Source organism: Streptomyces sp. NPDC097617, from assembly GCF_044761485.1.
Taxonomy (GTDB): Bacteria; Actinomycetota; Actinomycetes; order Streptomycetales; family Streptomycetaceae; genus Streptomyces.
In genome coordinates this window covers 141,673-162,231 of record NZ_JBIWCL010000003.1, presented here as the reverse complement: position 1 = coordinate 162,231, position 20,559 = coordinate 141,673, and the positions used below count along the sequence as shown (strand labels likewise).

The 20,559-nt window shown below is 71.1% G+C and carries 19 protein-coding genes and 1 pseudogene; 8 read left to right on the top strand and 12 right to left on the bottom strand.

The window, feature by feature from the left end; all coding sequences use genetic code 11:
• Window positions 1-17: 17 nt before the first annotated feature.
• The 8 genes from ACIQZO_RS07050 to ACIQZO_RS07015 are packed head-to-tail and all read right to left on the bottom strand — an operon-like array spanning window position 18 to window position 6,799.
• Window positions 18-2,039, bottom strand: a complete 2,022-nt coding sequence (locus tag ACIQZO_RS07050; protein ID WP_403621343.1) for an NADH-quinone oxidoreductase subunit L — start codon at window positions 2,037-2,039, stop codon at window positions 18-20.
• Window positions 2,036-2,383 (bottom strand): NADH-quinone oxidoreductase subunit NuoK, encoded by a 348-nt coding sequence (gene nuoK / locus ACIQZO_RS07045; protein ID WP_403621340.1) that lies wholly within the window; start codon window positions 2,381-2,383, stop codon window positions 2,036-2,038. The genes ACIQZO_RS07050 and nuoK overlap by 4 nt, the downstream gene beginning before the upstream one ends.
• The gene (locus ACIQZO_RS07040; RefSeq protein ID WP_403621337.1) at window positions 2,383-3,024 is read right to left on the bottom strand and encodes an NADH-quinone oxidoreductase subunit J; all 642 of its coding nucleotides are present in this window, start codon (window positions 3,022-3,024) and stop codon (window positions 2,383-2,385) included. Before ACIQZO_RS07040 ends, nuoK begins: the two co-directional genes overlap by 1 nt.
• Window positions 3,021-3,638, bottom strand: a complete 618-nt coding sequence (locus ACIQZO_RS07035) for a NuoI/complex I 23 kDa subunit family protein (protein WP_403621334.1) — start codon at window positions 3,636-3,638, stop codon at window positions 3,021-3,023. The genes ACIQZO_RS07040 and ACIQZO_RS07035 overlap by 4 nt, the downstream gene beginning before the upstream one ends.
• Window positions 3,638-4,606, bottom strand: a complete 969-nt coding sequence (locus tag ACIQZO_RS07030; RefSeq protein WP_403621331.1) for an NADH-quinone oxidoreductase subunit H — start codon at window positions 4,604-4,606, stop codon at window positions 3,638-3,640. Before ACIQZO_RS07030 ends, ACIQZO_RS07035 begins: the two co-directional genes overlap by 1 nt.
• Window positions 4,603-5,796: an NADH-quinone oxidoreductase subunit C gene (locus ACIQZO_RS07025; protein WP_403621328.1), complete on the bottom strand. Its 1,194-nt coding sequence runs from the start codon at window positions 5,794-5,796 to the stop codon at window positions 4,603-4,605. The genes ACIQZO_RS07030 and ACIQZO_RS07025 overlap by 4 nt, the downstream gene beginning before the upstream one ends.
• Window positions 5,793-6,401 (bottom strand): NADH-quinone oxidoreductase subunit B, encoded by a 609-nt coding sequence (locus ACIQZO_RS07020; RefSeq protein ID WP_189733430.1) that lies wholly within the window; start codon window positions 6,399-6,401, stop codon window positions 5,793-5,795. Before ACIQZO_RS07020 ends, ACIQZO_RS07025 begins: the two co-directional genes overlap by 4 nt.
• On the bottom strand, window positions 6,392-6,799 hold the full coding sequence (locus ACIQZO_RS07015; RefSeq protein ID WP_030388327.1) for an NADH-quinone oxidoreductase subunit A: 408 nt from the start codon (window positions 6,797-6,799) through the stop codon (window positions 6,392-6,394). The genes ACIQZO_RS07020 and ACIQZO_RS07015 overlap by 10 nt, the downstream gene beginning before the upstream one ends.
• 147 nt (window positions 6,800-6,946) lie before the next feature.
• On the opposite strand from ACIQZO_RS07015, the gene ACIQZO_RS07010 reads away from it, so the two are divergent.
• The 7 genes from ACIQZO_RS07010 to ACIQZO_RS06980 all read left to right on the top strand — a co-directional run bounded on the left by ACIQZO_RS07010 (window position 6,947) and on the right by ACIQZO_RS06980 (window position 16,506).
• The gene (locus ACIQZO_RS07010) at window positions 6,947-8,143 is read left to right on the top strand and encodes a sensor histidine kinase (protein ID WP_403621323.1); all 1,197 of its coding nucleotides are present in this window, start codon (window positions 6,947-6,949) and stop codon (window positions 8,141-8,143) included.
• Window positions 8,144-8,467: 324 nt separating this feature from the next.
• Complete coding sequence (locus tag ACIQZO_RS07005) at window positions 8,468-9,760, top strand: sensor histidine kinase (RefSeq protein ID WP_403621321.1); 1,293 nt, start codon at window positions 8,468-8,470, stop codon at window positions 9,758-9,760.
• A gap of 235 nt (window positions 9,761-9,995) precedes the next feature.
• Window positions 9,996-10,655, top strand: a complete 660-nt coding sequence (locus tag ACIQZO_RS07000) for a LuxR C-terminal-related transcriptional regulator (RefSeq protein ID WP_403622098.1) — start codon at window positions 9,996-9,998, stop codon at window positions 10,653-10,655.
• A gap of 150 nt (window positions 10,656-10,805) precedes the next feature.
• Window positions 10,806-12,749, top strand: coding sequence for a 2-oxoacid:acceptor oxidoreductase subunit alpha (locus tag ACIQZO_RS06995; RefSeq protein WP_403621318.1), 1,944 nt, complete (start codon window positions 10,806-10,808; stop codon window positions 12,747-12,749).
• Window positions 12,742-13,812 (top strand): 2-oxoacid:ferredoxin oxidoreductase subunit beta, encoded by a 1,071-nt coding sequence (locus ACIQZO_RS06990; RefSeq protein WP_403621317.1) that lies wholly within the window; start codon window positions 12,742-12,744, stop codon window positions 13,810-13,812. Before ACIQZO_RS06995 ends, ACIQZO_RS06990 begins: the two co-directional genes overlap by 8 nt.
• 184 nt (window positions 13,813-13,996) lie before the next feature.
• Window positions 13,997-14,941, top strand: coding sequence for an EamA family transporter RarD (rarD, locus tag ACIQZO_RS06985; RefSeq protein ID WP_403621314.1), 945 nt, complete (start codon window positions 13,997-13,999; stop codon window positions 14,939-14,941).
• Window positions 14,942-15,189: 248 nt separating this feature from the next.
• Window positions 15,190-16,506 (top strand): M28 family metallopeptidase, encoded by a 1,317-nt coding sequence (locus ACIQZO_RS06980; protein WP_403621312.1) that lies wholly within the window; start codon window positions 15,190-15,192, stop codon window positions 16,504-16,506.
• 81 nt (window positions 16,507-16,587) lie between these two features.
• Here ACIQZO_RS06980 and ACIQZO_RS06975 read toward each other — a convergent pair whose 3' ends face one another.
• The 4 genes from ACIQZO_RS06975 to ACIQZO_RS06960 all read right to left on the bottom strand — a co-directional run bounded on the left by ACIQZO_RS06975 (window position 16,588) and on the right by ACIQZO_RS06960 (window position 19,830).
• Complete coding sequence (locus ACIQZO_RS06975) at window positions 16,588-17,004, bottom strand: hypothetical protein (protein ID WP_403621309.1); 417 nt, start codon at window positions 17,002-17,004, stop codon at window positions 16,588-16,590.
• A complete protein-coding gene (locus ACIQZO_RS06970) occupies window positions 17,001-17,204 on the bottom strand; it encodes a hypothetical protein (RefSeq protein ID WP_403621307.1) in 204 nt (67 codons plus the stop codon). The genes ACIQZO_RS06975 and ACIQZO_RS06970 overlap by 4 nt, the downstream gene beginning before the upstream one ends.
• 122 nt (window positions 17,205-17,326) lie before the next feature.
• The gene (locus ACIQZO_RS06965) at window positions 17,327-18,598 is read right to left on the bottom strand and encodes an outer membrane lipoprotein carrier protein LolA (protein WP_403621304.1); all 1,272 of its coding nucleotides are present in this window, start codon (window positions 18,596-18,598) and stop codon (window positions 17,327-17,329) included.
• A 221-nt stretch (window positions 18,599-18,819) separates the two neighbouring features.
• Complete coding sequence (locus ACIQZO_RS06960) at window positions 18,820-19,830, bottom strand: polyprenyl synthetase family protein (RefSeq protein WP_403621301.1); 1,011 nt, start codon at window positions 19,828-19,830, stop codon at window positions 18,820-18,822.
• A 211-nt stretch (window positions 19,831-20,041) separates the two neighbouring features.
• Here ACIQZO_RS06960 and ACIQZO_RS06955 point away from each other — a divergent pair.
• Window positions 20,042-20,488: pseudogene (locus ACIQZO_RS06955) on the top strand (MFS transporter); the annotation flags it as partial.
• Between the last annotated feature and the right edge of the window lie 71 nt (window positions 20,489-20,559).

The window sequence follows — 20,559 nt, the reverse complement described above, 5'->3', positions numbered from 1 at the left end:
CACGGCTGACTCACGGCTCACGATCCGGCGTTGACGTTGGCGAGGACGGCGGTGGCGATCGCCAGGACCACGGCGCCGGCGAGCAGGGCGCTGAGGTAGCTCTGCACGTTGCCGGTCTGGGCGCGGCGGACGAGGCTGCCGAGCAGCTGGGTGCCGGTGCCCGCGCCGCGGACGTACGTGTCCACGACCTCGCGGTCGAGGAAGCGGACGAGGCTCGCGGCGGCCCGGACGGGCCGGACGAAGAGCCGGTCGTAGACGGCGTCGAGGTGGAAGCCGTCGGCAGCGTGGCGGTGCAACGGGCCGAGGAGCGCCTTGCCGGGGTCGGCGGCGGGGCCGACCGGGACGGCGGGGTGGTCGTGGGTCACCTCGGCCACCTCGGGGGCTTCCGCGGCGGACGCGGCGGCGACGACGGCGGCGGGTGCTCCAGCCGTGGCCGCGTCCCGGGTGCCGGCAGCGGTGGCCAGGGCTGCCTTCGCACCGGCGCGCTGCCAGAGAGCGTAGGTGAGCATCGCGCCGATGGCCGCGGCGCCCGTGCCGAGGACCGAGGTGACCACCGTCGGGGTGAGGTCCCCGCCGTCGAACCAGTCGGTGATGGGGCCCGCCGCGAGGCCGAAGCCGACCGACGGGATCGCCAGCAGCCACAGCACGCCGGTCATGGCGAGGGGCTCCTTGCCGTGGTCGGGGGCGGGCGCGCCCCGGCCGCGGAAGGCCATCAGCCACAGCCGGGTCGCGTAGGCGGCGGTGAGCAGGGCGGTCAGCAGACCGGCGACGAGCACGAGCCAGCCGGCGGCGCCGGGGGCGAATTCCGAGTGGCCGGTCGCGGTGTGCTCGGCGGCGACGAGGACGGCTTCCTTGGAGAAGAAGCCGGCGAAGGGCGGGATCGCGGCGAGCGCGAGCAGCGCGATCGTCATGGTCCAGAAGGCATCGGGGATGCGCTTGGCCAGGCCGCCCATCCGGGACATGGCGCCCAGGGAGTTCGTGCCGCCGGCGTGGATGATCACGCCGGCGCCGAGGAAGAGGAGCGCCTTGAAGGCGCCGTGGGACAGGAGGTGGAAGACGGCGGCGCCGCGGTCGCCGACGGCCAGGGCGCCGATCATGTAGCCGAGCTGGCCGATCGTGGAGTAGGCGAGCACCCGCTTGATGTCGTCCTGGGCGATGGCGGCCAGGCCGGAGCCGACCATCGTGACGGCCGCCATCACGGCCATGACCACCAGTGCCGCACGGGAGGCCGCGAAGACGGGCAGGAGGCGGGCGATGAAGTAGACACCGGCGGCGACCATCGTCGCGGCGTGGATCAGCGCCGACACCGGAGTGGGGCCCGCCATGGCGTCGGGGAGCCAGGTGTGCAGGGGGAACTGCGCGGACTTGCCCGCGACTCCGGCGAGCAGGAGCAGCGCGATCAGGGTCGGGTGGTCGAGTCCGCCCGCGGCGACGGTGTTCAGGATCTTCGGGATCCGGAAGGAGCCGGCGTCGGTGGCGAGCGCGAACAGGCCGATCAGGAAGGGGACGTCGCCGAGCTTGGTGACGAGGAAGGCCTTCAGGGAGGCGGAGCGGGCCGCTTCGGTCTCCCAGTAGTGGCCGACCAGGAAGTACGAGCAGATGCCCATGACCTCCCAGCCGACCAGCAGCACCATCAGGTCGCCGGAGTAGACGACGAGCAGCATGGCGGAGGTGAACAGCGAGACGAGAGCGGCATACGACGGGTAGCGCGGGTCCTCACGCAGGTACGCCGTCGAGTAGAGCTGTACGCAGGTGGCGACGACCCCGACGAGGACGGCGACCAGCACGGCGAAGCCGTCCAGGTAGAGCGACAGGTCGATCGGCACCGAGCCGGTCGGGGTCAGCTCGGTCGCGGTGTCGATCGGCTCGCCACCGCCCTGGCGGACGGCGACGATCACGGCCAGGACGGCGGCGGCGAGCGTCGGCAGGATGGCGAGCGGCCGGACGAAGCCGGGAGCCTTGCGGCCGAGCAGCAGTCCCGCCACCGCGCCCAGGAAGGGCAGGAGCGGGACGAGGACGGCGAGGGTCGTGGTGCTCACGCGGTGACCTCGCTCTGGTTGTTCGCGGCGGACTCGTGGCCCTCGGCGGTGTCGCGCAGCCGGTCCACGTCGGAGGTGCCCCGGTTGCGGTAGACCATCAGCACGATGGCGAGGCCGATGCCGATCTCGGCGGCGGCGATCGCGATGGTGAAGAGGGTGAGGGCCTGGCCGGCGTGCAGGGCGTCGCGCAGCCAGACGTCGAAGGCCACCAGGTTGAGGTTGACGGCGTTGAGCATGAGCTCGACGGACATCAGGACCAGGATGGCGTTGCGGCGGGCCAGTACTCCGTACAGGCCCGTGCAGAAGAGGAGCGCCGCGAGCACGGCGGGGTAGGCGAGGTGCATCAGCGCCGGCCCTTCTTCTCGCCGGGGCCGGCCGGGGTGGCGGCGTCCTCGGCGTCGGCGGCGGGGTCCGCGGGGTCGGCGGCGGGGTCGTTCCTGCGGGACAGCACGATGGCGCCGATCAGGGCCGCGAGGAGGAGGACGGAGAGCGCCTCGAAGGGCAGCACCCAGTGCTGGAAGAGGATCTCGCCGGAGACCTTCGTGGAGCCCTGGACCGGTCCGTCGAGATCGATCCAGGTGGTGCGGAAGGCATCGATGACCACCCAGACCAGCGACACGGCCGCGACGACGGCGACGCCGAGCGCGACCGGGCGGTTGCCGGAGTCCGCGTCCGGGGAGCGGCCGATGGGGGCCTTGGTGAGCATCAGCCCGAAGAGGAGGAGGACGACCACGGAACCGAGGTAGATGAGGACCTGGACCCAGGCGATGAACTCGGCGGTCAGCAGCAGGTATTCGACGGCGATGCCGCCGAGCGCGACGACCAGCCACAGGGCGGCGTGCACCAGCTGCTTGGTGGTGACCGTGACGAGGGCCGCGCCGAAGGTGGCGATTCCGACGAGGACGAAGGCGATCTCGACGCCCGTCGGGGAGAGGAAGCCGGGCCCGGTGGTGGCGGCTGCGGCCAGGGTGGCGGCGGGGCTCACGCGTCTCCCTCCGGGGTCGGGTCGGTCGGCGGTGCGGTGGGCGGTTCGTTCTCGGCCGCCCGGGCGGCGGCTTCGGCGGCGGCCGCCGCGGCGACCGCGGCTTCGGCCTTCTCCACTGCCTTGCGGGCGGCGGCGATCTCCTTGGGCTCCTCGGCGGCCGGGTCCAGCGCGGGCGGCGCCGGCACGGTCCACATCCACTCGCGGAGCTTGTCGCGCTCGTGGGTCAGCTCGTGGATGTCGGTCTCCGCGTACTCGAACTCCGGCGACCAGAAGAGGGCGTCGAAGGGGCACACCTCGATGCAGATACCGCAGTACATGCAGAGGGAGAAGTCGATGGCGAAGCGGTCGAGGACGTTGCGGCTGCGCTCGCGGCCGCCGGGGGCGGACGCCGGGACCGTCTCCTTGTGGGAGTCGATGTAGATGCACCAGTCGGGGCACTCACGGGCGCAGAGCATGCAGACGGTGCAGTTCTCCTCGAACAGACCGATGACCCCGCGGGAGCGGGGCGGGAGTTCGGGCTGGGCCTCGGGGTACTGGGCCGTGTGCGAGCGCTTCGTCATCGTGCGCAGCGTGACGGCCAGGCCCTTGGCCAGGCCGGATCCGGGGATGGGCATTACTGGATCGCCACCTTCACGATGCCGGTGAGCGCGATCTGGGCGAGCGCGAGCGGGATGAGTGTGGTCCAGGCGAGCTTCTGGAGCTGGTCCTCGCGCAGCCGCGGGTAGCTCACACGGAGCCAGATCACGACGAAGGCCAGGATCGCGGCCTTGAGCAGGGTCCAGACCCAGCCGAGGCCGTCGCCGCCGAAGGGGCCGTGCCAGCCGCCGAGGAACAGCACGGTGGTCAGGAAGCAGAGGACGACGATGCCGGCGTACTCGGCGAGCAGGAACAGCGCGAAGCGCAGGCCGGTGTACTCGGTGTACGCGCCGAAGATGATCTCGGAGTCGGCGACGGGCATGTCGAAGGGGGGACGCTGCAGTTCGGCGAGGCCCGCGGTGAAGAAGACGAGGGCGCCGACGATCTGCCAGGGCAGCCACCACCACTCGAAGGCCTCGACGATGCCGGGGAGGGAGACCGTACCGGCGGCCATGGCCACGGAGGCGGCGGCGAGCAGCATGGGGAGCTCGTAGGCGAGCAGCTGGGCGGCGGTGCGCAGGCCGCCGAGCAGGGAGAACTTGTTCGCTGAGGCCCAGCCGGCCATCAGTGAGCCGAGGACTCCGACGCCCATGACGGCCAGTACGAAGAACAGGCCCGCATCGATGACCTGGCCGACGGCGCCCTCGCCCGGGCCGATCGGGATGGCCAGGAGGACGAGGAGGTACGGCAGCAGGGCGACGGCGGGGGCGAGCTGGAAGATCCGGCGGTCGGCGTTCGCCGGGACGATGTCTTCCTTCTGCGCGAACTTCACGCCGTCGGCGACGAGCTGGGCCCAGCCGTGGAAGCCGCCGGCGTACATGGGGCCGAGGCGGCCCTGCATGTGGGCCATCACCTTGTGCTCGGTCTGCCCGACGACGAGCGGGAGCACGAGGAAGACGGCGAAGACGGCGATCAGCCGCAGGGCGACGTCGAGGACGTCGTTCACGCGTCGCCTCCGTTGTCGGGGGTGGGGTCGGTCTCGGGGGTGGCCGCGCGCTCGGGCTCGGGTACCTGCTCGGGTTCCGGCTCGGGCTCGGCCTTCGGCGCGGGCCGGGGGGCCGGCTCTTCGAAGGCGGGCTTCGGGTCGTGCCAGGGGGCGTCCGAGCTGCGGGGCGCGGGGCCGCGCGGCGGAGCGGCCGCCTCGCCCGCGTCCGGGACGCCCGGGGCGGGAGCCTGGCTCGCCGAGCCGTCGGCGACCGAGCGGGTACGACGCGGCGGGCGCGCCGCAGCCTCCGGAGCGGGCGCGTCCGGGGCGGCGGCACCGGCGTGCGGTGCAGCGGCGTCCGGGGTGGCCGCGGGCTCCGTGCCCGCGGCCGACGCGGCCGGGGTGGCGGGATCCGCGGCCTGGCTGGCCGAGCCGTCCGACACCGAGCGGGTGCGGCGCGGCGGGCGGGGGGTGGGGTCCGTGGTCGGGTCGGACGGGGGCTGGGTGGCCGAGCCTTCGGTGACCGAGCGGGAGCGGCGTACGGGTGCACCCTCACGCGGGGTGCGGGCGGCGGCGGCGCCCGCCGCGCCGGCCGCGCGCGGGGTACGGGCCGGGCGGGCGGGGGCCGGCGGGAGCTGGCCCTTCATCGGGCCCCAGTCGTTCGGGTCCGGGACGCCCGGCGGAAGCATCTGGCGGCGCTTGGGCGCGTCCGGGTCGTGCGCCTCGCCCGGCTCCTTGGCGCCGGGCCAGGCCTTGGCGACGCGCGCGGCCAGGACGAAGTCCTTGCGCAGCGGGTGGCCTTCGAAGTTCTCGGGGAGGAGCAGGGGGACGAGGTTCGGGTGGTCGGTGAAGGTCACCCCGAACATCTCGAAGGTCTCGCGCTCGTGCCATTCCGCGCCTGCGTAGACGGCGACCGCGGACGGCAGGGAGGCGGCGCTGTGCGGCACCGTGGTGCGCAGCAGCAGCCGGCGCACCCGGTGGTTCTCCAGGGAGACGACGTGCGCGCAGATCCGGAAGCCCGTGCCGGGCTCGTCCACCGCGCTCAGCCAGTCGAAGTACGTACAGCCCAGCTTGTCCCGGGCGATTTCGAGGGCGGGGATCCAGCTGCCGACGGGCACGTCGACGGTGAGGACGTCGTACGAGAACTCGGCGACGGCCTCGGCGCCGAAGACCGTCGGCGCCGCGTCCGGGAGGGAGTCGTAGAGGTTCACGCGCCGGCCCCCTGCGCGGGTGCGGGCGGGGGCGTGACCAGGCCGCTCGTCAGCTGGGAGACCGACGGCCCGGCCGCGTAGCGCTCCGCCAGCGACTCGCGGGCGATCTTCTCCTGGAGCTTGAGGATGCCCTGGAGGAGGGCTTCGGGACGCGGCGGGCAGCCCGGTACGTAGACGTCGACGGGGATGATCTGGTCGACTCCCTTGGTCACCGAGTACGAGTCCCAGTAGGGGCCGCCGCAGTTGGAGCAGGCGCCGAAGGAGATGACGTACTTCGGCTCCGGCATCTGCTCGTAGAGCCGCTTCACGGCCGGCGCCATCTTGTCCGTGACGGTGCCCGAGACGATCATGAGGTCCGCCTGGCGGGGGCCGGGCGCGAAGGGGATCACACCGAGCCGGATGAAGTCGTGGCGGGCCATCGACGCGGCGATGAACTCGATCGCGCAGCAGGCCAGACCGAAGTTGAAGACCCACAGGCTGTACCGGCGGCCCCAGTTCAGGACCACCTTCATCGGTTCCGGGGCCAGGCGGGAGAGAACTCCGAGGCGCTTGGGCTCCGGGAGCAGCACGCCCTCGGTCGGCGTCACAGCCGGTGTCACGTCCATTCGAGGACGCCCTTCTTGTACGCATAGAGCAGGCCGACGGCCAGGAAGCCCAGGAAGATGAACATCTCCACCAGCGTCGTGGCGCCGTAACCGGCGGCGGCGAACACCGTCGCCCACGGGAACAGGAAGATCGAGTCGACGGCGAAGATGACGTAGAGGAACGCGTAGACGTAGTAGCGGACCTGGGTGTGCGCCCAGCCCTCGCCTACCGGGTCCACGCCGCATTCGTACGTCAGCAGCTTCTCGGGCGTGGGGACGACGGGCCGCAGCAGGCGGCCCGCACCGAAGGCGACGGCCACGAAGAGCACACCGAGGACGGCCAGCAGGCCGACGACCGAATAACTCCGGAAGTAGTCCGCCGCGAGCACGGTTACGGTCGATACCGTTGGTTCGGGCACGTCCGTTCCTCGCTCCTCGGTCACTGTCGACGATCTGGTACGGACGGGAGTCTAGGGCCTGCCTCACACGGGGTGGGGTTATCCCCCGTTCACAGCACCCCGGCCACCCCATGGCATCAGCGGGTCGCACTTGACAGGCTGTGGCGCATGACCCTGAGCCACGCCATCCCGGACAACGATCGTCCTCCCCCCGTACGCGCCGTTTTCAGTGCGGTGACGTGGAAGGAGATCGCCTATCTGGTGAGCAACCTGCCGCTGGCGGTCGTCGGTTTTGTTTATGCGGTTGTCATGGTTTCCACCGCGGGCGGCCTTTCCGTAACCGCGATCGGAATTCCGCTGCTCGCGTGCGGTCTGTACCTGTCCCGCCAATGGGGGCGGCTGGACCGGGCGCGCGCCCGCGGACTGCTGGGCGTGCGGGTCGACGAGCCGAGCCCGATCCCCGGTCCCAAGCGGTCCGGCGGATTCTTCCCCTGGCTGTGGACGAGCATCAAGGATCCGGTCGGCTGGCGGACGGTGTTGTACCAGCTGATCCGGCTGCCGTGGGGAGTACTCACCTTCACGGTAGCGCTGACCGGCCTGTTCGTGCTGTGGCCGGTGCTGCCGTATCTCGTGCGGATGATGGCCAATGTGGACCGGGCGATGGTACGGGGGCTGCTGTCGCCCTCCGAGGACCTTGAGCGGCGGATCGCGGAGCTGGAATCGGACCGGGGCGTGGTGGTCGACACCGCGGCGGCCGACCTGCGGCGCATCGAGCGGGACCTGCACGACGGGGCGCAGGCCCGGCTGGTGGCGCTGGCGATGGGGCTGGGCCTGGCGAAGGAGAAGCTGCTGGAGGACCCGGAGGGCGCGGCGGCGATGGTCGACGAGGCGCACGGGGAAGTGAAGCTGGCGCTCCAGGAACTACGGGATCTCGCGCGCGGGATCCACCCGGCGGTGTTGACGGACCGGGGGCTGGACGCGGCGCTCTCGTCGGTGGCGGCGCGGTGCGTGGTGCCGGTGAAGGTGGCGGTGGACCTGCCGGGGGATCCGGCGGGGGCGGGGGCGCGCCCGGCGGAGGCGATCGAGGGGATCGCGTACTTCGTGGTGTCCGAGCTGCTGCAGAACGTGAGCAAGCACGCGGGGCCGGGGGCGCGGGGCGCGGTGGTGGAGGTGTGGCGGGCCGGGGCCAGGCTGATGATCCGGGTGTCGGACGACGGGTGCGGCGGGGCGAGTGCGTCCGGGGGGAGCGGGTTGGCGGGGCTGGCGGAGCGGTTGGGCGCGGTGGACGGGGTGCTGGTGGTGGACTCGCCCCCGGGGGTGGGGACGGTGGTCACGGCCGAGCTGCCGTGGCGGGACCGGGGTTAGGCCCCGCCCGGGGCCCCTGTGTGGGTGGGTGAGCGGGACTCCTGTCCGGGATGGGCGGGGGTCCCGTTCGCGTGTCCGGCGCGGCGCCGTTTCCCAGGGCTCCGCCCCGGACCCCGCGCCTCACACGCCGGCGGGGCTGGATTTGGCGGCGCCCCTTACCTGCGCGGTGGGGGCGAGCGGGGCACCTCGAACGCCGGCGGGGCTGGATTTGGCGCGGGGTGGGGTTAACCCCCCGGTGGAGAGGCCGACTCGCCGCATGGTTGTGGGGGGTCGGGGGCGGCAGGGTGAGGGGGTAATGGCGGCGCGGAAGGGCGGGACGGGATCATGGGCAACGGCAAGGGCGGGGTCGGCGCGGTGCTGCGGGCTCCGGTCGAGGGGCGGACCTGGCGGGAGTTCGGGTACCTGCTGATCGGACTGCCGCTGAGCACGCTGTACTTCTCGCTCACCATCACCGGCGTGAGCCTCGGCGCCGGGCTGCTCGTCACCTTCCTCGGCGTGCCGGTTCTCGCCGGCATGCTCGCCATGTGCCGCGGGTTCGGTCACCTGGAGCGGGCCCGGGTGCGCGCGCTGCTCGGGACCGACATCGCCGCCCCGGCGCCGATCCGGGCCCGGAAGGCCGGGCCGCTGGCCTCCATGGGGGCGCTGCTCAAGAGCGGGAGCGCCTGGCGCCACGCGCTGTACTCGGTCATCCACTTCCCGTGGGCGGTCTTCTCCTTCTGCCTGTCCCTGGTGCTGTGGTCGTGCGGTTGGGCGTACCTGCTGTACCCGCTCTGGTTCTGGGTCTTCCCCGCCTACACCGACCAGCCCGGTCTGCAGCTCTTCCAGAACGACGACTACTCCTTCTACCTCGACTCGCCCGGCGAGATCGCCCTCACGAGCCTCATCGGGCTGGCCGTCACCCTCGCCACCCCCTGGGTGATCCGGGCCCTGGCCACCGTCGACCGGGTGATGGTCGGCGGGCTGCTCGGGGCGTCCAGCCTGGCCGGCCGGGTCAGTGAGCTGGAGTCCGACCGCGGGGTGGTCGTGGACACCGCCGCCGCCGACCTGCGGCGCATCGAGCGGGACCTGCACGACGGGGCGCAGGCCCGGCTGGTGGCGCTGGCGATGGACCTGGGGCTGGCGAAGGAGAAGCTGACCGAGGACCCGAGGGCGGCCGCCCTCATGGTGGACGAAGCGCACGGCGAGGTGAAGATCGCCCTCCAGGAGCTGCGCGATCTGGCGCGCGGGATCCACCCGGCCGTGCTGACGGACCGGGGTCTGGACGCGGCGCTGTCGTCGGTTGCCTCGCGGTGCACGGTGCCGGTACGGGTGGCCGTGGACCTGCCCGCCCGGCCCGCGGCGGCGATCGAGGGGATCGCGTACTTCACGGTGTCGGAGCTGCTGCAGAACGTCAGCAAGCACGCCCGGGCCCGCTCGGCCTCGGTGGACGTGTGGAAGTCCGGGGGGCGGCTGCTGATCCAGGTCGCCGACGACGGCCTGGGCGGGGCGGGACCGCGGGAGGGGACGGGGCTGGCGGGGCTGACCGAGCGGCTGGACGCCGTGGACGGGGTGCTGGTCGTGGACTCCCCCGCCGGGGGCGGGACGACGGTCACGGCCGAGCTGCCCTGGCGGGCGTAGGGCCTCGCAGAGCTGCTGGTGCAAGGGCCGGGCCGAATGGCCCGGCCCTTGGCAACTCCCTCCGCGCGCGGCACCCGTTTGCGGTATGCGACCTTCCAGTACGCGAAAACTCCCCCCGTACGCCGACGTGTTGTCCCGGCTCTGCCTTCACCGGGACTTAAGGCTGGGATGCTTGGCTGAGTCGGGTAGTGCGGGAACAAATGGACGCGGGAGCTGCTGAGTCGTGGAAGACAGGGTGCGGGTCGTCATCGCCGAGGATTCAGTGCTGCTGCGTGAGGGCCTGACCCGGTTGCTGACCGACCGGGGGCATGACGTCGTGGCGGGCGTCGGGGACGCTGAGGCCCTGCTCAAGACGGTGGCGGACCTGGCGGCCGAGAATGCGCTGCCGGATGTGGTGGTGGCGGACGTGCGGATGCCGCCGACCCACACGGACGAGGGGGTGCGGGCCGCCGTCAGGCTGCGCCGCGACTACCCCGGGATAGGCGTGCTCGTGCTGTCCCAGTACGTGGAGGAGCAGTACGCCACCGAACTGCTGGCCGGTTCCAGTACCGGGGTGGGGTATCTGCTCAAGGACCGGGTGGCCGAGGTGCGGGAGTTCCTGGACGCGGTGGTGCGGGTGGCCCGGGGCGGTACGGCCCTGGACCCCGAGGTCGTCGCCCAGCTGCTCGGCCGCAGCCGCAAGCAGGACGTACTGGCGGGTCTGACCCCGCGCGAGCGCGAGGTGCTCGGGCTGATGGCCGAGGGCCGGACGAACTCCGCCGTGGCGAAGCAGCTGGTCGTGAGTGACGGAGCGGTGGAAAAGCACGTCAGCAACATCTTCATGAAGTTGGGCCTGTCACCGAGTGACGGGGATCACCGGCGCGTACTGGCCGTTCTCACCTATCTGAAATCTTGATCGACTGACACTCTGTCAGATATGGCATACCGGCAGGGCCGTCTCGAGGGGCGGTCCTACGGTCCAGAATGTGACCGCTCCTGGGGGCCTTGATCCCTACCGTCGTAGGGTGGGTCCCGGGGGGTCACGCCTCGAAGGAGGTCCAGTTCAGTGACCAGCCAGGTCAGTAGCCCAGCCGAGCAGGCCGACGGGGCCGGGGGTGCGGTCGTCGGTGGACAGCGCACCCCGGAGAGCCCCGGCGGCAAGGAAGTACGCCGTCTGGATCGTGTGATCATCCGATTCGCGGGTGACTCCGGTGACGGTATGCAGCTCACCGGTGACCGGTTCACCTCGGAGACCGCGTCGTTCGGAAACGACCTGTCGACGCTGCCGAACTTCCCCGCCGAGATCCGGGCCCCTGCCGGAACCCTCCCGGGCGTCTCCTCCTTCCAGCTCCACTTCGCCGACCACGACATCCTCACGCCGGGCGACGCCCCGAACGTGCTGGTGGCGATGAACCCGGCGGCCCTCAAGGCGAACATCGCGGACGTGCCGCGCGGCGCGGAGATCATCATCAACACGGATGAGTTCACCAAGCGCCCGATGGCCAAGGTCGGCTACGCGACCTCGCCACTGGAGGACGGCTCGCTCGACGCCTACAGCCTGCACCCGGTCCCGCTGACCACCCTGACCGTCGAGGCGCTGAAGGACTTCGGCCTCTCCCGCAAGGAGGCCGAGCGCAGCAAGAACATGTTCGCGCTGGGCCTGCTGTCGTGGATGTACCACCGGCCCACCGACGGCACCGAGAGCTTCCTGCGGCAGAAGTTCGCGAAGAAGCCCGAGATCGCCGAGGCGAACATCGTCGCCTTCCGCGCCGGCTGGAACTTCGGGGAGACCACGGAGGACTTCGCGGTCTCCTACGAGGTCGCCCCCGCCACCCGGGCCTTCCCCACCGGCACCTACCGCAACATCTCGGGGAACCTGGCGCTCTCCTACGGTCTGGTCGCCGCGAGCCAGCAGGCCGATCTGCCCCTCTACCTGGGCTCCTACCCGATCACCCCCGCCTCGGACATCCTGCACGAGCTGTCGAAGCACAAGAACTTCGGCGTGCGGACCTTCCAGGCCGAGGACGAGATCGCCGGCATCGGCGCGGCGCTCGGCGCGGCCTTCGGCGGCGCGCTCGGCGTGACCACCACCTCCGGGCCCGGTGTGGCGCTCAAGTCGGAGGCGATCGGCCTCGCGGTGTCGCTGGAGCTTCCGCTGCTGATCGTGGACATCCAGCGCGGCGGCCCCTCCACCGGTCTGCCGACCAAGACGGAGCAGGCGGACCTCCTTCAGGCCATGTTCGGCCGCAACGGCGAGGCCCCCGTACCGATCGTGGCGCCGAGGACCCCCGCGGACTGCTTCGACGCCGCCCTCGACGCGGCCCGGATCGCGCTCACCTACCGGACCCCGGTCTTCCTGCTCTCCGACGGCTATCTGGCCAACGGGTCCGAGCCCTGGCGGATCCCGGAGGTCGCCGACCTGCCCGACCTGAAGGTCAAGTTCGCCACCGGCGCGAACCACACCCTCGGCGACGGCACCGAGGTGTTCTGGCCCTACAAACGCGATCCGGAGACCCTCGCGCGGCCCTGGGCCATCCCCGGCACCCCCGGCTTGGAACACCGCATCGGCGGCATCGAGAAGCAGGACGGCAGCGGCAACATCTCCTACGACCCCGCCAACCACGACCTCATGGTCCGCACCCGGCAGGCCAAGGTCGACGGCATCCTGGTACCCGACCTCGACGTGGACGACCCGGACGGCGCCACCACCCTGGTCCTGGGCTGGGGATCCACCTACGGTCCCATCACCGCGGCCGTCCGCCGGCTGCGCGGCGCCGGACTCCCCGTCGCCCAGGCCCATCTGCGCCACCTCAACCCCTTCCCCAGGAATCTCGGCGAGGTCCTGGAACGTTACGAGAAGGTAGTGGTGCCGGAGATGAACCTCGGGCAGCTCGCCACCCTGATCCGGGCGAAATACCTGGTCGACGCCCAGTCGTACAACCAGGTCAACGGAATGCCGTTCAAGGCGGAGCAGCTCGCCACGGTTCTCAAGGAGGCCATCGATGACTGAGGTGACCGAAGGGGAGCGGACCCTGCTCTCGCTGGTACCGAAGGCCGAGAGCAAGCAGTCGATGAAGGACTTCAAGTCGGACCAGGAGGTCCGCTGGTGCCCCGGGTGCGGTGACTACGCCGTGCTGGCCGCCGTTCAGGGCTTCATGCCCGAACTGGGCCTCGCGAAGGAGAACATCGTCTTCGTCTCGGGCATCGGCTGCTCCTCCCGCTTCCCGTACTACATGAACACCTACGGGATGCACTCCATCCATGGCCGCGCCCCGTCCATCGCGACGGGCCTCGCCACCTCCCGCCGCGACCTGTCCGTCTGGGTCGTCACGGGTGACGGCGATGCCCTCTCCATCGGCGGCAACCACCTCATCCACGCCCTCCGCCGCAACGTCAACCTCAAGATCCTGCTGTTCAACAACCGGATCTACGGGCTGACCAAGGGCCAGTACTCCCCCACCTCCGAGATCGGGAAGATCACCAAGTCGACGCCGATGGGCTCACTGGACGCGCCCTTCAACCCGGTGTCGCTGGCGATCGGCGCCGAGGCCTCCTTCGTCGCCCGCACCGTCGACTCCGACCGCAAGCACCTGACCGAGGTACTGCGCCAGGCCGCCGACCACCAGGGCACGGCGCTCGTGGAGATCTACCAGAACTGCAACATCTTCAACGACGGGGCCTTCGAGGTCCTCAAGGACAGGGATCAGGCCATGGAGGCCGTGATCCGGCTGGAGGACGGGCAGCCGATCCGCTTCGGTGCGGACAACGCGAAGGGTGTCGTGCGCAACCCGGCCACCGGGGACCTGGAGGTCGTCGAGGTGACCGCGGCCAACGAGGCGCGGATCCTGGTGCACGACGCGAGGAACGCCAGCGCCACCACCGCGTTCGCCCTCTCGCGCCTGGCCGACCCGGACACGCTGCACCACACCCCGATCGGGGTGTTCCGCAGTGCCGAGCGGCCCGTCTACGACACGCTCATGGCCGACCAGCTCGACGCGGCCATCGACCGCAGCGGCAAGGGCGACCTGGGGGCCCTGCTGAACGGCAACGACACCTGGACCGTCGTCGGCTAGCGCGCACCTCCCCGCACGCCGCGGAGCCCGGATCCTGCGCCAGGATCCGGGCTCCGTCGCGTCCGGCGCGGCGGAGCCTCGCGGGCCCGAAAGATGTCATGAGTATCTCTTGGTTACGGGCATGACATCTGGGCCGTACGGCGATACCGTCGTGAAGTTGGCTGGAAGTCGCACAGGAGGCCCCGTGAAGGCAGAGAACGAGCAGCGCACGGGTTTGCTCTACGGATTCGGCGCATACGGGATGTGGGGGCTGGTCCCCCTCTTCTGGCCGCTGCTGAAGCCCTCCGGAGCCGTCGAGATCCTCGCCCATCGCATGGTGTGGTCCCTGGCCGTGGTCGGTCTGGCCCTGCTCGCCCTGCGCCGCTGGGGCTGGATACGGGAGCTGCTCCGGCAGCCCCGCAAGCTCGGCATGACCACCCTGGCCGCCCTGGTGATCACCGTGAACTGGGGCCTGTACATCTGGGCCGTCAACAACGGGCACGTCGTCGAGGCGAGCCTCGGCTACTTCATCAATCCGCTGGTCAGCATCGCCATCGGGGTGCTGGTCCTCGGCGAGCGGCTGCGCCGCGCGCAGTGGGTGGCGGTCGGCCTCAGCTTCACCGCCGTCCTGGTGCTCGCCATCGGCTACGGGCGCCCTCCGTGGATCTCGCTGGTCCTGGCCTTCTCCTTCGCCACGTACGGGCTGATCAAGAAGAAGCTCAACATGGGCGGTCTGGAGTCGCTGGCCGCGGAGACGGCCGTACTGTTCCCGCCGGCCCTCGGCTACGTCCTGTGGCTCGGCGCGCAGGGCCAGTCCACCTTCGCCTCGCACGGAGTCGGCCACTCGCTGCTGCTGGCCGCGACCGGGCTGGTCACCGCGATCCCGCTGGTGTTCTTCGGGATGGCGGCGATCCGGGTCCCGCTGTCCACCCTCGGGCTGCTCCAGTACATGGCCCCGGTGTTCCAGTTCGGGCTCGGCGTCCTGTACTTCCACGAGGCCATGCCACCCGAGCGCTGGGCGGGCTTCTCCCTGGTGTGGGCCGCGCTCGCGCTCCTCACCTGGGACGCGCTGCGTACGGCACGGCGCTCCCGGGTCAGGCTGGCGGCAGCGCCGGCCGTCGTGTCGGTCCCGGCCCGCGAGCCCGCGTAGCAGGAGCGGCAGGGCGCGCCCCTGGGCACGCACCAGGCCACGCACCAGCAAACCCTTCACACCCTTGATCCCCGGTACGGACCGCCCGCACCGGGGATCGTCCGTTTTCCGAACTGCCCTGACCGAATTGTGGTCTTGACGGACAGTCATACTCTCGCTGAACATCAGGCTCGCACTGACGCACTAACGCTCACCTGCTCTATCCCCACTCGTTCCGTCATATCCCCGCGGAATCCCGGAGCCCCCACATGAGCCTGTCCGTCTCCCGGCGCCTTGCTGCCGTGACCGCGTTCGCGGTCGCCGGCCTGTTCGCCTCCGCCGCCCCCGCCGCACTCGCCGCCCCCACGGCGGTCACCGCGGCGCCGACACCGCCCGACATACCGCTGGCCAACGTCAAGGCCCACCTGTCGCAGCTCTCCACCATCGCCGCCAACAACGGCGGCAACCGCGCCCACGGCCGGACCGGCTACAAGGCCTCGATCGACTACGTGAAGGCCAAGCTCGACGCCGCCGGCTTCACCACCACCCTGCAGACCTTCACCTCCAGCGGCGCCACCGGCTACAACCTGATCGCCGACTGGCCGGGCGGCGACCCGAACTCCGTGCTGATGGCCGGCTCGCACCTGGACTCGGTGACCTCGGGCGCGGGCATCAACGACAACGGCTCCGGCAGCGCGGCCGTCCTGGAGACGGCCCTCGCGGTCTCCCGGGCCGGCCTGCAGCCCACCAAGCACCTGCGCTTCGGCTGGTGGGGCGCGGAGGAGCTGGGCCTGATCGGCTCGAAGTACTACGTCAACAACCTGCCGGCCGCCGAGAAGTCCAAGATCTCCGGCTACCTGAACTTCGACATGATCGGCTCGCCGAACCCGGGCTACTTCGTCTACGACGACGACCCGACCATCGAGCAGACCTTCAAGAACTACTACGCCGGCCTCGGCATCCCGACCGAGATCGAGACCGAGGGCGACGGCCGCTCCGACCACGCCCCGTTCAAGAGCGCGGGCATCCCCGTCGGCGGCCTGTTCTCCGGCGCCGACTACACCAAGACGGCCGCACAGGCGCAGAAGTGGGGCGGCACCTCCGGTCAGGCCTTCGACCGCTGCTACCACTCCTCCTGCGACAGCCTGTCGAACATCAACGACACCGCCCTGGACCGCAACTCCGACGCCGCCGCATACGCGATCTGGACGCTCGGGGCGGCCGCCACGGTCCCGCCGGGCCAGTCCTTCGAGAACACGGCGGACGTCACGATCCCGGACTCCCCGGCGGCTGCGGTGACCTCGTCGATCACGGCCTCCGGTGTGACGGGCAACGCGCCCGCGACCACCAAGGTCGACGTGAACATCGTCCACACCTACCGCGGTGACCTGGTGGTCGACCTGCTCGCCCCCGACGGCACGGTCTACAACCTGCACAACCGCAGTGGCGGCAGCGCCGACAACCTCGTCCAGACGTACACGGTCAACGCCTCCAGCGAGGTCGCCAACGGCGTCTGGAAGCTCCGGGTGAAGGACGCGGCCGCGCAGGACACCGGCTACATCAACAGCTGGAAGATCACCTTCTAGCCTGTCGGTTTCCCGTCCGCCGGCCCACTGATCCACGGCTCCGGCACGCTTCGATCCGATCGGGTCGGGTCGTGCCGGAGCTCAGGCGTCCTCGGCCCGGGACTGCCCCGACACCTGGAGCGGTCCCTGGATCCGGGCGCGCAGCTCCGAGGCCACGGCCGCGATGTCCGCGCGCCCGAGCTTCGCCGCTTCCACCAGATCGCCGAGCTCCTCCGGCGACGGCAGCTGCTTCGCCCCGGCCACCCGCAGGTACGAGCGGGTGGCCGCGGCCGCGTAGAACTCGTTCATCGGGGATTCCAGCGCGGGGCACACCGCGAGGGTGTGCAAAAACGCGGCGGCCCGCCACGCGGTGTCCGGGGCGGGCTGTTCGGGCACGAGGACGAGGTCGTTCTGGTGCCGGGCGACCGCGGCGGCCACCCCGGAGGGATCCCACACGGCGGGATCGGACGGGAGATGGTGGGCGAGGGCGGTCCAGGCCCACTCCATGGTGATCTTCAATTGCCGAACCGCTCCTGGAAGTAACTCCAGTGGTCGGCGAACTCCTCTATGCCGGAGAGGAACTTCTTCCGGTCCTCGTCGAGCTCGCGTTCCGTGACCTCGGTGATCAACGCGGTGACCGTCGTCCCCAGCGCCGCCGCACGTGCCTTGAGGCGTTCGTGGAACTCTTCGTCCAGGCGGATGGTGACGTGTCTCGACATGTCCAACACCGTACAGCGGGTGTGCTGTACGGGTGGCAGGAATGCCGCAGGGGTGGGCAGGGACACAGTCCCGGCCCACCCCTGCGGCGCGCTCGCCCGTCGGGCGGGCGACCGGCGTGCGACTACTTGTTGGCGTTGGCCGCCTGCACCAGCGCGTCCTTGGTGACCGCGCCGACGTAGACCTTGCCGTCGTCCGTGATCAGGGCGTTGACCAGGCGGGTCGACAGGACGCGGCCCTCACCGAACTTCCCGTTGACCTTGTCCCCGAGGGAGTCGAGGAACTGCTTGGCCTCCTTCGGGGTGTTCTTGTCGTTCTCCAGGTCCTTCAGGCTCCGGTCCGCGCCCGAGTCGATGCGGGCGATGGTCGACCAGCCCTCGCCGAGCACCTTCACGTCGCCCTTGCCGTTGGCGCCGCCGGCCAGGCCGCCGAGGCCCGGGAAGGACTCCAGCGCCTTCCAGTGCTCGTCCGCGCCACCCTTGCCCTGGTCCGCGCCGTCCACGCCCTCGGTCACCTTGGCGCCCTTGGGCGCGGTGAAGGCGAAGGTGTCCGCGGCCGGCTTGGCGAAGTCCACCTTGGTGAAGCCGGCGTCCACGATCGGCTTCCCGCCCTGGGCGGAGAGCAGCTGCACGCGCAGCGGCACGCCGTTCTTCGCGTCCACCGCGATCTGGACCGAGCCGACCGTGGAACCGCTCTGCTTGGGCTTGAGCACCAGCTGGTAGGCGTCCCGCCCGGCCACCTGCGCGGTCTCGCCGACGCTGATGTCCGTGGTGGGGCCGGCGGCCGCCAGGACCTCCTCGGCCAGCTTCTGCGGCGAGGCGGCGAGGCGGTCGCCGGTCTTGTGCTCCTTGCCGTCCTTGCCCTTGCCGTCCTTGCCCTTGCCGTCCTTGCCCTTGCCGTCCTTGCCCTTGCCGTCCTTGCCCTTGCCGGCGTCGGCGTTCTTCTCGTGGAAGACCTCGTTGGACTTGGAGTCGTAGCCCCACACGTCCTCGCCGTTGTGGATGAGGCTGTACTCGTCCTTGCCGTCGAGGAAGGTCAGCCGCTGGCGGTCCGGGCCGTCGGCCGCGACGCGCAGGGTGTGGCTGCCGTTCGCCAGCTGGGCGACCTTGTCCTCCGGGTTGGCGGAGCCGCCCGCGATGCCGCCGCCGCCGAGCAGCCCGCTCGCGATCTTCGGCAGACCGAGGTCGGTGGTGATCCGGGCGGTGCCGGACAGCTGCTGAACGTCCGAGGCGGCGACCTTCTCGATGAGCTGCTGCGCCGTCACCTTCGGCAGGTCGGGCCCGCCGGCGTTCGCGAAGGCCGGGACCATCGCAACGGTCGCCGCGGCCACACCCGCCACCGCTACCGGTACGGCGTACCGAGCGGCCTTGCGAGAAGTCTTGGTGTTCGGTGCCATGTCAGTGCCCTGCCCTCTGTGTCGACTGCGGTGACCACCGTGTCGCCGCGCTCACCCGATCTGGTGGGGTTGATGACTCCATCTGACCAAATCCGCGGCCCCGGGGCGTCAGTCCCCGGACGCAACTGCGCGTACGCCCGTGGGATGACATGAAAAGGGCCCCTCTCCCCCGACCCGTAGGGGTCGCCGGGGCTGAAGGGCCCGTTCCGCAGGTGCGGCGGTTATCCGGCGCGGTGCACCACTGCATCGCACAGCTCTTCGAGCGCCGACTTCGCGAAGCACTCCGGCAGCGGGGCGAGCGCGGCCCGCGCGTCCTCGGCGTACTGGATGGTGTCGCGGCGGGCCCGCTCCAGGGCGGGGTGCGCCCGCAGCCGGGTCAGGACCTCCGCGTGGCGCGCGTCGTCCGTCAGGTCCCCGTCCAGGAGGCGTACGAGCTCCAGGTCGGCGGGGTCGCCACCCCGGGCCGCCATCTCGCGCAGCCGCAGCACGGGCAGCGTCGGGATGCCCTCGCGCAGGTCGGTGCCCGGCGTCTTGCCGGACTCGTGCGCGTCGGAGGCGATGTCGAGGACGTCGTCGGCGAGCTGGAAGGCGGTGCCGAGCCGCTCCCCGTACTGGGTCAGGATGTCGACGACCGACTCGTCGGCGCCGGACATCAGCGCGCCGAAGCGGCCGGAGACCGCGATCAGCGATCCGGTCTTGCCGGCGATGACGTCGAGGTAGTGGGCGACGGGGTCGCGGCCGTCGCGCGGACCGGCCGTCTCCAGGATCTGACCCGTCACCAGCCGCTCGAAGGCCTCGGCCTGGATGCGCACGGCCTCCGGCCCGAGGTCGGCCAGGATGTGCGAGGCACGGGCGAACAGGAAGTCACCCGTCAGGACGGCGACCGAGTTGCCCCAGCGGGCGTTGGCGCTCTCCACCCCGCGGCGGACGTCCGCCTCGTCCATGACGTCGTCGTGGTAGAGCGTCGCGAGGTGCGTGAGCTCGACCACGACGGCGGACGGCACGATGCCGGGCGCGTACGGGTCACCGAACCGGGACGCGAGCATCACCAGCAGCGGCCGGAACCGCTTGCCGCCGGCCCGGACCAGGTGCTGTGCGGCCTCGGTGATGAAGGGGACTTCGCTCTTGGTGGCTTCCAGCAGACCCGCCTCGACGGCGGCCAGTCCGGCCTGGACATCGGTCTCAAGAGCCTGGTCCCGCACGCTCAGTCCGAACGGCCCGACGACGGTCACGAGGGGTACTCCTGTCTGCTGACGATCACGCTGACGATCACATGGATTGTCGATGTGTCGCTGCCATCACTCAAGCCAGCGTATCGGGTCTGTTTTCGATCACCGAGAGCGCCTTCCCGGCCATCACTCGCGCACTGTCCGTTGCGCACCGGTATGTTCTTGAGAAGCCGAATCAACCGGAGAATGCGTTTTGCCCAGAACTGCGACCTATATGGACGAGCCCGCGGATCCGGAGGCCGACCGGCCACCGCCCCGCGACGACCACGCCTTCCTCGGCCACCCCCGGGGACTGGCCACGCTCCCCGGACTGGAGGTCTGGGAGCGCTTCTCATTCCTGGGCATGCAGGCCATCCTCGTCCTCCACTTCGCGGACACCGTGGCGAACGGCGGCCTGGAGATGGACCCGGGCACCGCGGCCTCCGTCTCGGCGGCCTACGGGACCATGGTCTACCTCGTCTCCGTCGCCGGCGGATGGCTCGCCGACCGCATCCTCGGTTCGTACCGGGCCGTGCTCCGGGGCGGCATCCTGATCGCCTGCGGCCACTACGCCATGGCCGTGCCGACGGCCGCCATGGCCCGGGCCGGCCTCGGCCTGATCAGCGCGGGCACCGGCCTGCTCACGCCGAACGCGGCCACCACGGTCGGCAAGCTCTACCGGCTGCGCCCGTACGTGGTAACGGCGCCGTGGTTGCGGCGCACGATGCACCCCGTCCACTGAGGCCGGGTCCG

Coding starts and splice junctions, on each gene's coding strand:
- ACIQZO_RS07005 (WP_403621321.1), top strand. CDS start 8,468: ATGGGCAACGGCAAGGGCGGGGTCGGCGCGGTGCTGCGGGCTCCGGTC.
- ACIQZO_RS07020 (WP_189733430.1), bottom strand. CDS start 6,401: ATGGACGTGACACCGGCTGTGACGCCGACCGAGGGCGTGCTGCTCCCG.
- ACIQZO_RS06965 (WP_403621304.1), bottom strand. CDS start 18,598: ATGGCACCGAACACCAAGACTTCTCGCAAGGCCGCTCGGTACGCCGTA.
- ACIQZO_RS06990 (WP_403621317.1), top strand. CDS start 12,742: ATGACTGAGGTGACCGAAGGGGAGCGGACCCTGCTCTCGCTGGTACCG.
- ACIQZO_RS06970 (WP_403621307.1), bottom strand. CDS start 17,204: ATGTCGAGACACGTCACCATCCGCCTGGACGAAGAGTTCCACGAACGC.
- nuoK (WP_403621340.1), bottom strand. CDS start 2,383: ATGCACCTCGCCTACCCCGCCGTGCTCGCGGCGCTCCTCTTCTGCACG.
- ACIQZO_RS07010 (WP_403621323.1), top strand. CDS start 6,947: ATGACCCTGAGCCACGCCATCCCGGACAACGATCGTCCTCCCCCCGTA.
- ACIQZO_RS07035 (WP_403621334.1), bottom strand. CDS start 3,638: ATGCCCATCCCCGGATCCGGCCTGGCCAAGGGCCTGGCCGTCACGCTG.
- ACIQZO_RS06980 (WP_403621312.1), top strand. CDS start 15,190: ATGAGCCTGTCCGTCTCCCGGCGCCTTGCTGCCGTGACCGCGTTCGCG.